Origin of the sequence: Rhodospira trueperi (genome assembly GCF_900101965.1) — a bacterium.
Lineage (GTDB): Bacteria > Pseudomonadota > Alphaproteobacteria > Rhodospirillales > Rhodospirillaceae > Rhodospira > Rhodospira trueperi.
On sequence record NZ_FNAP01000036.1, the window covers coordinates 1 to 7338 of the forward strand.

At 59.3% G+C, this 7338-nt stretch carries 8 protein-coding genes; all 8 read left to right on the plus strand.

The genetic code is table 11. From position 1 onward, the window contains the following. Positions 1 to 204: hypothetical protein (locus BLS85_RS19345; protein WP_218128513.1), on the plus strand; the 204-nt coding region annotated here is incomplete at its 5' end. A gap of 67 nt (positions 205 to 271) precedes the next feature. After that, the gene (locus BLS85_RS18330) at positions 272 to 1207 is read left to right on the plus strand and encodes an ArdC family protein (protein WP_092788181.1); all 936 of its coding nucleotides are present in this window, start codon (positions 272 to 274) and stop codon (positions 1205 to 1207) included. A gap of 268 nt (positions 1208 to 1475) precedes the next feature. Further along, the gene (locus tag BLS85_RS18340) at positions 1476 to 1781 is read left to right on the plus strand and encodes a HigA family addiction module antitoxin (protein WP_092788182.1); all 306 of its coding nucleotides are present in this window, start codon (positions 1476 to 1478) and stop codon (positions 1779 to 1781) included. Between the two features lie 418 nt (positions 1782 to 2199). Then, positions 2200 to 2556, plus strand: a complete 357-nt coding sequence (locus BLS85_RS18345; RefSeq protein WP_092788183.1) for a DUF2958 domain-containing protein — start codon at positions 2200 to 2202, stop codon at positions 2554 to 2556. An 11-nt stretch (positions 2557 to 2567) separates the two neighbouring features. Beyond that, complete coding sequence (locus BLS85_RS18350) at positions 2568 to 2792, plus strand: hypothetical protein (protein ID WP_092788184.1); 225 nt, start codon at positions 2568 to 2570, stop codon at positions 2790 to 2792. Positions 2793 to 3035: 243 nt separating this feature from the next. After that, positions 3036 to 5198, plus strand: a complete 2163-nt coding sequence (locus tag BLS85_RS18355; protein ID WP_092788185.1) for an ATP-binding protein — start codon at positions 3036 to 3038, stop codon at positions 5196 to 5198. Between the two features lie 183 nt (positions 5199 to 5381). Beyond that, entirely contained in the window at positions 5382 to 5618 is a 237-nt protein-coding gene (locus BLS85_RS18360) for a hypothetical protein (protein ID WP_092788186.1), read from the plus strand. Between the two features lie 65 nt (positions 5619 to 5683). Continuing rightward, a partial coding sequence (locus tag BLS85_RS18365; protein WP_092788187.1) for a ParB/RepB/Spo0J family partition protein occupies positions 5684 to 7338 on the plus strand: 1655 nt, incomplete at its 3' end.

Genomic DNA, 7338 nt, shown 5'->3' on the forward strand with positions numbered 1-7338 from the left:
CACCCTGTAAAAAATCAGCCGCTCAAAATCCGCGATAGCCCCCTGTTATCGCTCACGGAATCCAGGTTTGCCCGAAACACGGTGACGGATCCGGGGTTGACGCCGATCTCCGTTCACGAGGATTCGGCGTTCCGGCAGTCCGGTCCCGGCAGTCGCGGCAGCCAGAGGAAGATCAAGAGGAAGAGGACGTCTTCGGTTTCGTGACGGATTTAAGAGGAGAGGGAGGGTCCTTCTCCAGCCCGTCGACCGCACGAAACAAAGGAGACGGACCATGACACGCGAAACCACCCCTCGGCAGGACATCTACACCCGGGTCACCGACAGCATCATCGCCGAACTGGAAAAGGGCGTCCGCCCGTGGGAAAAACCCTGGAGCGCCGAGCACGCCGCCGGTCGGGTCAACCGGCCCCTGCGCCACAACGGTGTCCCCTATGCCGGCATCAATATACTCATGCTCTGGTCGGCCGCCATGGAACATGGCTTCGGCTCACCCATGTGGATGACGTTCCGGCAGGCCAAGGAACTCGGCGCGCACGTCCGCAAGGGCGAGAAGGGCTCGCCCGTCGTTTACGCCAACACGATCACCCGCACCGATGAGACCGATGACGGCGAGACGGTCGAACAGCACATCCCCTTCATGAAGGCCTACAGCGTGTTCAACGTCGAGCAGATCGAGGACTTGCCCGGGCACTACTATACCAAGCCCGCGCCCCGCGCCGATGGGCCGCAGCGCATCGCCCACGCCGAGGCCTTCTTCGCCAATATCGGCGTCAAGATCGTCTCCGGCGGCACCGAGGCCAGCTACAACGTGGCGCTCGACCGCATCCGCATCCCGCCAATTGAGGCGTTCCGCGACGCGGACAGCTTCTATGCGACGCTTGGCCACGAGGCAACGCACGCGACTCGCCACCCCGACCGGTTGGCCCGGGACTTCGGGCGCAAGACCTTTGGCGACGAAGGCTATGCCCGCGAGGAACTGGTGGCCGAACTGGGCGCGGCGTTCCTGTGCGCTGATCTCGACCTGACGCTGCATGTCCGCGAGGATCACGCAGCCTATATTGACCACTGGCTGGGAATCCTGAAGGCCGACAAGCGGGCCATCTTCTCCGCCGCCGCCCATGCCCAGCGCGCCGCCGATTACTTGCACGGCCTTCAGCCGAACGCCGAGGCGGATCCCATGCCCCAGATCAGCGAGGTCGCCGAATAGGCGGGCATGTTCCCTCCACGGCTCGACACAGCGGCGCCGCGTCCCATCCCGGGCGCGGCGCTGTGTCGCGTGGGAGAAAAACACCGTTTACGTGTTTATTCTTGGAATCCGTACGGCCATGCCGTACACTGCATGTATGAAACTGAGAACCGTCCGGGACCGGGACCGGGACCGGGACCTGGAGCATCTCGGTCTCCGGCAACGGGCGGCTGACATTCGTATTGCATGACAATGAAATACACGACCTGGATTTGGAGGATTATCACTGATGAGTGAACTCATTGAAAAGATCGGCATGAAACCGTCGCACCCTGGCGAGTTCATCCGCGAAGAAATTCTGGAAGAACTTGGCTTGTCCGTCTCCCGGGCGGCCGAGGTGCTGGGCGTGCGCCGGGCCACGCTCTCCGACCTCGTCAACGAGAAGGCCGCGCTTTCGCCTGAAATGGCCCTGCGCATCGAGAAGGCCTTCGGCGTGTCCATGGACACCCTGCTGCGCATGCAGGCGTGGCACGACGTGTTCACCATGCGCGGCCGTGCCGACACCATCGACGTCAAGCCCTACGTGTCCGCATGACCGCCGGGGGCCAAACCATGCCGAAATCCCTCCGCGACAAGATGGCCGAATTGCCGCCCGAGCGCCGGGCCAGGATCGAGGCCGAGGCTGACCGCCTTCAGGCCCGGGACCGGTCATTGCGAGGCGCGTCCGCTTCGGCATCGGCGGAGGCCGCCCCGGATGGTTTGGCGTCAGACCCCGATGGTCGCCCTGATCCGGCATAATCCGGTTGCCTTTCCGGCAGAATTCCCCCCGGGCCTCCGAACCGGCCACTTTTTAGATCGGCCAGCATTTCCCCTTTTGCATAGCCTGAAATGATCGACGCGCGCCCCGCCGCGCGACTGTAGAGGAAGAGGACGTCTTCGGTTTTGTGACGGAGTCGAAAGGAGAGGGAGGGTCCTTCTCCGGTCCGTCGCAACACCAACAACGGAGACGACCCATGACTTTTCTGCCGAAATCCATCCATGACCGCCTGCTGGCCAACGGTCGCCGTCAGGACCCAGTGCGCGGTACCGAAGACGAGATCGACTTTCATCCCGTCGTGAAGCTGTTCACGCCGGACGCCAATTGCACTTGGCTGCTGACCGAGATCGACCCGGAGGAACCCAATATCGCGTTCGGCCTGTGCGATCTGGGGCTCGGCTTCCCGGAACTCGGCACCGTGTCGCTCTCGGAACTGGCCAGCCTGCGCGGGCATCTCGGTCTCCCGATTGAGGTCGACCGGCACTTCAAGGCCAAGAAGCCGATCAGCCGATATGCCGACGAGGCTGCGGCTTCCGGCCACATCGCAGCGTAAGGGAGGGGACCATGAGCACCAACATCACCCCCGCCCACCGCGACGCCTTCGAAGCACTGACCAGCGGCGACTATGATAACCTCGCCCTGTTCTCCTGTTTCGCGAAGGGCGAACCGGCCTCGGCCATCGTCGCCATTACGCCGGATGACGATGGCAACACCCTCAACATCCAGCCGCTCTTCGTCAGCGTGACGCCCGACATGGTCCTCACCGACCATGACGGTACAACGGCCTGAGTAGCCCAAAAGGCGCCTGCCGATAAACCCAAAGGGCCGTCCTTACTCAAATGGACTGTTGTCAGGCTCGTTGATCGCCGATACTGCTTCTGAACAACCTGATCATGCCGGGAGGGGCTGGCAGCTTTCTGGGCGATCGACGGGACGGACTGCTATAGGACGCTGCGGTAGTCCTGCACGAATCCTTTGCTGATCGCCGGTGTTCGCTCTATAATACTTCTACACACCGATGTGGAGGCCATTATGCGAGCGCTCAAGCTTGACCTCGAGTATTGCTACGGAATTCGGAAGTTAGAGCACTCCTTTGACTTCACGAGATGCAATGCTGTCGCTTTGTACGCGCCAAACGGCGCAATGAAATCGTCACTTGCCAGGACATTCCAGGACATCTCTGATAATAAAAAATCATCCGATAGAATGTTTCCGGACCGCCCAACTAAAAGATCTGTATTGGATGATAACGGGGACGAAATTGACCCAGAATCTATACTCATTATTCGGCCCTACGACGAACATTTTGGTGGCAGCGAAAAAACATCTACACTTCTCGTCAACGCAGTTCTTCGAAAAGAGTATGAGGCGCTGAACGAGGGGATCGAGGCTGCGAAGAAAACGCTTCTCTCTGCGCTGAAGGACCAGTCCGGGACGAGGAAGGACATCGTCGCAGAAATCTCGTCGACCTTCACAAAGACCCCCGAACAGTTTCTCCTGGCGATTAGTCGTATCGCCGGGGAAGTCAGCGAGCAGCAGGAGGCGCCCTTTGCCGAAATTCCCTACGACCTTGTTTTCGATCCAAAGGTCGTTGAGATGCTTCAGCAGGAGCAGGTGCGGGGGGCGCTCGAAGAATATATAAAACGTTTCAACGAACTAATTGACCAGTCTCAGTATTTTAGGCGCGGGACGTTCACCTATTACAATGCGGGTGTGATCGCAAAAGCTCTTTCTGACAACGGTTTCTTTGATGCGGCACACAGTGTGAGCCTGAATGCCGGTGAGAAGATCGAAATAACATCGAGGAAGCAACTGGAAGAGCTCGTCAAAGCTGAAAAAGAAAACATTACATTAGACGCCGATCTTCGAAAAAAATTTGAAGCAATAGAAAAGCTTATTTACAAAAACGCTAACGTCAGAGAGTTCAATTCTTTTGTGTCTGCGAACGAAGACATTCTTCCCGCGTTGACGAATATCGCAGATTTCAAAGAGAAAGTCTGGAAGAGCTACTTGGTGAAGCATCGCGACGCTTTCGACCATCTAGTGAAGGAGATCGGCGCCGCGGCTGAAAAAAGAAAGAAGATCGAAGAAGCTGCCCGCAACGAGCGGACGGCATGGCAAGATGTCATCGACATTTTTAATGAAAGGTTCTTTGTCCCTTTCGAGCTCAAGGTAACAAATCTCGTTTCGGTTGTTCTTAACGAGGACAAAATCCCGAAGCTGGGCTTCACTTTCAAAGAAGGGGGTGATCAGAAGGATGTCGAAAGGGATGCGCTGCTCGAAGTTCTTAGTACCGGGGAGCGTAGGGCGTTTTACATACTTAATATTATTTTCGAGATTGAGGCGCGGCGAAAGGTTGGTCAGAAAACATTGATAATAGTTGACGATGTTGCGGACTCGTTTGATTATAAAAATAAGTATGCGATTATACAGTATCTCAAAGATATCGCTGAGGACGATCGTTTCCGGCAGGTCATACTTACACACAATTTCGATTTTTTCAGAACAATTCAGAGTCGCTTCGTCAACTACAGATCGTGCTTTATGGTTACAAGGAAAGAAAGCGGCATTGATATCAATAACGCCGTTGGGATAAAAAATATTTTTGTCAACGACTGGAAAAATAACTTTGGTCGCGAACCACGAAAGCGAATTGCATCAATACCTTTCATGCGAAACTTGGTAGAATTCACGAAGGGTGAAGGCGATCCGGACTACGCCACGCTGACTTCTCTGCTTCATATCAAGGATGGTACAGCGAGCATCCAAGATAGCGATCTCTTCGACATCTATCTTAGAATTTTCGGCGCACGACCAGAAATTGCCGATCCCCCAGCGGGCGCCGTTCTCGACCTAGTCTATCAGGAAGCAGACGACTGTCTCGGGGACGGCGATGCCGCCAACTTTGAGAATAAGATTGTTCTGTCGATTGCAACACGCCTACGCGCAGAACAGTACATGTTGGGGCGTATTAACGACCCCACACTACCTGGAACGATAACCGGAAATCAGACGACGGAGCTTCTGAAGCGCTTCCGAAGAGAGTTTCCTGGTGACATTGCAATCTCGGCCATTGATCGTGTCGTTCTCATGACCCCGGAGAATATTCATCTAAACTCCTTTATGTACGAGCCTATCCTCGACATGTCTGATGAGCACCTCCGTAAAATTTATAGAAATATAACTGCGCTCTGACGAGCTAGCCGCAGCGGATAAGGTATATAGTTTGCCAGTGGGTCTCTTGATGCCACATGCGAGTTGCTAAGCTGGACAATAGCCCGACAACGTCCAGGAGCAAATTGATACGCCCAAAGCTAAAGCTTCTGCCACACTCAGGTGTTAGGGGCCGCGAAAGTACAACGAATGACCATAGCTCGGATGCCGGCGATCGACGACCGCGCGGTGCCCTTCGATGTGCTGTTCGATCTGGTGGTGCGCGGCCCCATGCCCGCCGTCGGGCGCCCGCCCTGTCCGCCGCCGCGCCATGCGCTGTCCTACGCGCCGCTGGACGAGATCGCCCGCGCCATGGCGATGGCGGGGGCGGAGGTGAGCAATATCCCCGGCATCGCGCCCGGCGGCGCGGTCCAGAGGAAGAGGACGTCTTCGGTTTTGTGACGAGTTTGAACGGAGAGGGAGGGTCCTTCTCCAGTCCGTCGCAGCACCAGAAAGGAGACGTCACCATGACGACCACAACAACGACCACAAAACGCAAATCGAAGCCCGGCAAGGTCACCCTGAGCCCCGTCCGGGAAATCCCGTTCAACAAACTGGTCCTCTCGCAGGCCAATGTCCGCAAGGTCAAGGCCGGGCAGTCCATTGAGGATCTGGCCGAGGACATCGCCCGGCGCGGGCTGTTGCAGTCTCTGGCCGTCCGGCCCGTGCTGGCCGAAGACGGTACCGAGACCGACACGTTCGAAGTGCCGGTGGGCGGGCGGCGCTTCCGGGCGCTGGAATTTCTGGTCCGGCGCAAGCGCCTGCCCGGGACCGCGCCAATCCCCTGCATCGTCCATGCCGAGGGGGCTGCGGAGGAAGACTCCCTGGCCGAGAATGTCCACCGAGAGGCGCTGCATCCGCTCGACCAGTTCCGCGCGTTCGAGGCGTTGCGGGACAAGGGCCTCAGCGATGAGGACATCGCGGCGCGGTTCTTCGTCACCCCCGCCGTGGTGCGCCAGCGCCTGAAACTGGCCGCCGTCTCGCCGCGCCTGCTCGCCCAGTACGCTGAAGGTGAGATGGATCTCGAACAGCTCATGGCGTTCACGGTCACCGACGACCATGCGCGGCAGGAGCAGGTCTGGGAGACGCTGTCCAGCTATGGGCAGGTTCGCCCCTCCTTCACGATCCGCCGCCTGCTGACGGAAACGGCGATCCCGGCCGACGACCGCCGGGCACGGTTCGTGGGGGCGGACGCCTACGCGGCCGCCGGTGGCACCATCATGCGCGACCTGTTCAGCACGGATGACGGCGGTTGGTTCGAAGACATGGCGCTTCTGGAGCGGCTCGTCGGTGAGCGGTCGACCACGCTGGCGGGCGAGATCAAGGCCGAAGGCTGGGCGTGGGTCGAGGCCGCGCCGGACTTCCCCTATGGCCACACCAACGGCATGCGCCAGCTCACGGGTGAACCGGCCCCCCGCACCGACGCCGAGGAGCACGAACGGCACAGCCTGCTGGCCGAGATCGACCGCATCCTTGGGCAGTACGGTGAGGGTGAGGATCTGACCCATGCCGATGAACGCCGCGTTCAGGACATTGAGGCCCGGCTTCAGGTTCTCGACACCCGCCCGCTGGTCTACGATCCGGTGGAGATGGCCCGCGCGGGCGTGTTCATCTCCATCGCCATGGACGGCACCGCCCATGTGCAGCGCGGTTTTGTCCGGGCCGAGGACGAACCCCGCGCGGACGCGCCGGAAACCAATCCGGCGGAGGCCGATTCTGCGCCGGAACCCGGTGAGACGGCGCCGGGGCAGGTTTCCGGGATCCCGGACGCCGCGTCCCCGGCGGCGGACAGCGAAGCGGAGGACGAAGGCCTGCGGCCGCTGTCCGACCGGCTGGTCTCGGACCTGACTGCGTTCCGGACGCTGGCCCTGCGCGAGGCGTTGGGCCGCAGCCCGGAGACGGCGTTACTGGCTCTGGTCCATGCCCTCTGTCTGGCCGCGTTCCATGCTCATGCGGCGGAAAGCTGTCTCGAAATCCTGACGCGATCCTCGACCCTCGGCATACAGCCGCTGGAGCTGACGGAAAGTGCGGCGGCCAAGGCCTTCGAAGCCCGTCATGCCGAGTGGGCAGCTAGGTTGCCCGACAATCCCGGCGAACTGTGGGGGGCGCTTGAGGCCATGTC

Bases quoted from the DNA above. Each gene is read 5' to 3' on its own strand.
- BLS85_RS18340 (WP_092788182.1), top strand. From the start codon at position 1,476: ATGAGTGAACTCATTGAAAAGATCGGCATGAAACCGTCGCACCCTGGC.
- BLS85_RS18330 (WP_092788181.1), top strand. From the start codon at position 272: ATGACACGCGAAACCACCCCTCGGCAGGACATCTACACCCGGGTCACC.
- BLS85_RS18360 (WP_092788186.1), top strand. From the start codon at position 5,382: ATGCCGGCGATCGACGACCGCGCGGTGCCCTTCGATGTGCTGTTCGAT.
- BLS85_RS18350 (WP_092788184.1), top strand. From the start codon at position 2,568: ATGAGCACCAACATCACCCCCGCCCACCGCGACGCCTTCGAAGCACTG.
- BLS85_RS18355 (WP_092788185.1), top strand. From the start codon at position 3,036: ATGCGAGCGCTCAAGCTTGACCTCGAGTATTGCTACGGAATTCGGAAG.
- BLS85_RS18345 (WP_092788183.1), top strand. From the start codon at position 2,200: ATGACTTTTCTGCCGAAATCCATCCATGACCGCCTGCTGGCCAACGGT.